The sequence below is a fragment of the Pseudomonas sp. P5_A2_2 genome (assembly GCF_054177685.1).
The window spans coordinates 1-3,000 of record NZ_JBGCUL010000568.1 but is presented as its reverse complement, the minus strand read 5'-3'; the positions used below and the strand labels follow the sequence as shown (position 1 = coordinate 3,000).

Annotated in this window: 2 protein-coding genes; both read left to right on the top strand. The window is 60.7% G+C overall.

Going from position 1 to position 3,000, the window contains the following annotated elements:
- Positions 1-743: FecR domain-containing protein (locus ACXRVY_RS22415; protein ID WP_458238266.1), on the top strand; the 743-nt coding region annotated here is incomplete at its 5' end.
- A gap of 98 nt (positions 744-841) precedes the next feature.
- Positions 842-3,000 (top strand): TonB-dependent siderophore receptor (locus ACXRVY_RS22410; protein ID WP_458238265.1); only part of this gene is annotated, 2,159 nt, incomplete at its 3' end.

The window sequence follows — 3,000 nt, the reverse complement described above, 5'->3', positions numbered from 1 at the left end:
GCTCGGAACGGCGCGCGGCGCTGGGCAAACTGGCGATGATTCTGGCGATCCTGCCAGCCGGTTGGGGCAGCTGGAAACTGGCCGAATCGCAGCAGTGGTCCGCCGACTATCACACGGCCGTCGGTCAGCAGCGCGAACTGACTCTGGCCGATGGCTCGAAAATCACCTTGAACACCGACACCGCCATCGACGTGCTGTTCGACGCCAATCAACGCCTCATCCACCTGCGCGAAGGCGAAATACTGGTGCAAACCGCACCGGACATTTCCCCGATCGCCCGCCCCTTTCTGGTCAGCACCCGTCAGGGCCGCATGCAGGCATTAGGGACGCGGTTTACCGTTCGAGAGCTGCAACCTCGCACTCACCTTGCCGTGCTGGAAGGCGCGGTGAAAGTCGAACTCGCGGAAAATCGCCAAAGCACACCCCTGATCGTCAATGCCGGTCAACGCACCGACTTTTCTTCCCACACGCTTGGCCAGCTCAGCGTCGCCGACCACTACGTCGGCGCCTGGACCCAAGGCATGCTGATGGCGGACAAAATGCGCCTGGCCGATTTCGTCGCCGAACTGACGCGCTATCGCCGTGGCTTCGTGCGTCTCGATCCGGCGCTTGCCGATCTGCGCATTTCCGGCGCCTACCCCATCAGCGACAGCCAGCGCACGTTGAACATGCTGGCGCAAACCTACCCGATTCTCGTCAGCGGCCATTTGAATGGCTACTGGGTCATGCTCTCCCCGGCCTGAGTCAAAAAAATATTTACCGAGCCGGTGATACTTTTTTTGATCTCGACTGGCTACAGGGGAGAAGCACTTTTGCGTCCTGTTCATAGGCTCATTCATCCATGCTTGCTGCACGCCTCCYGCGCCCGGATCGTCAGTTCAAACCAGTTGTTCGCAGTGCGTTGCTAAGGCTTGTCCTGATCGGTGCCGTTTGCCCGTTTGCCTTGGCCGTCGTGCCGGTGCAACTGGACTCTGTCGCGGTCCGCGCCTACAACATCCCCGCCGGGCCACTGGGTGCCACTCTGTCGAGCTTCGCGGTGGACGCCGGCATTGCTCTGTCGTTCCAGCCATCGTTGCCCGAAGGCCTGACCAGTCCTGCGCTGATCGGCAATTTCTCTACCCAGGAGGCGGCCAATCGTTTGCTGGAAGGCAGTGGCCTGGACATGGTTTTACGCAGCGACGGCAGCTACACACTGGTCCCGCGCCGGGTGACACTGGATGAAACGGCCGTCATCGGCACTGAAAAGCGCGCCGAATCTTTGCCGCAGGTGTATGCCGGCGGCCAGGTGGCCAATGGCGGACGATTGGGCATTCTGGGCAATACCGATGTGATGGACGCGCCTTTCAGCGTCAGCACCTACACTTCGGCACTGATCAAGGATCAACAGGCAGTCACCGTCGGCGACGTGCTGGAGCGCGATTCATCGGTACGTTCCACTGGCCAGACCGGGGGGATTGTCGACTCGTTCTTCATCCGTGGCTTTCCCGTCGGCGAAGGCAATTTGGGGGAACTGGCATTCGACGGCGTGTACGGTGTGGCGCCCAACTACCGGGTGTTCACCGAATACGCCGAGCGTATCGAACTGGTCAAAGGCCCCGGTGCCCTGCTCTATGGCATGTCACCCAACAACGCGGTCGGCGGCGTCATCAACGTGGTGCCCAAGCGCTCCCTCGATGAAGACCTGACCCGTTTCACCACCAGTTACGTCATGGACTCGCAGCTCGGTGGACACCTCGATGTCAGTCGGCGTTTCGGTGAAGAACGCCGCCTCGGCGTGCGCATCAACGGCAGCACACAACTGGGAGATACGGTGATCGACGATCAATCGCGCCATGTCGATATCGGCGCCATTTCCCTCGATTATCAGGGCGAACGCCTGCGCACCACCTTTGATTGGCTCAACCAGAAAGAAAGCTTCGACGCTGCCTCACGACCGTTTCTGATCGCTTCGGGCGTGGACATTCCCTCGGCCGCCAACGGCCGGACCAATGTCAGTCAGGATTGGGGTTGGTCGACAACCCGTGACAAATCGGCGTTGCTCAGCGGCGAATACGACCTCAGCGACACCCTGACCGTGTTTGCCCACGCGGGCGGCGGCAAATCGGATGTTGCGCGGATGTCCGACCAGACCCCGACCATTATCAACGCCGCTGGCGACACCTCGTCGATCCCCGGTTACTACAAGTTCGAAGTCGAGCGTTACACCGTCGACGCCGGTGCGCGCCTGCGTTTCGACACCGGGCCGATCAGTCATCGCACGGCTTTGCAGGTCAGTCGTTACCGCGACGTGTTGTCTCGCGGGATCATTTCCGGCGCGCCGATCCTCTCCAATATTTACCATCCGGTGGATCGCCCGAAGCCTTGCATCCCCAAGCCGGACACGCCAAAAGTGTCCGAGAGCGAACTGACCGGCGTGGCGCTGGCTGACACGCTGTCGATTCTGGATGACCGTGCACAGATGATCCTCGGCATGCGCAAACAGAACATCAAATCCGACAACTACAATGCGTCCGGCGTCGTCACCACGTCCTACGATGACGGCCGAACCACACCGTTGTTCGGTGCAGTGCTCAAGCCCTGGGATCACGTGTCGTTCTACTACAACTACATTGAAGGCCTGAGCAAAGGCGACATCGCGCCCTCCACCGCTTCCAATGCCGGCGAAATTTTCGCCCCTTACGTTTCCCGCCAGCATGAACTCGGGGTCAAGGCCGACTATGGCACCTTCACCTCCACCCTCAGCCTGTTTCAGATCACCAAACCCAGCGGCGAACTGACCAGCGGGGTGTTTTCGGTCCAGGGCGAACAACGCAATCGCGGGCTCGAGCTGAATGTATTCGGCGAAGTCACTCCGGGCACTCGTGTGCTCGGTGGTGTGACCCTGCTCAATGCCGAACTGACCAAAACCGGCGTGGCCGCCAACCGTGGCAATAAACCGGTCGGCGTACCCGAAGTTCAGGCCAACCTCTGGGCCGAATGGGACACCTCGTGGGTCGCAGG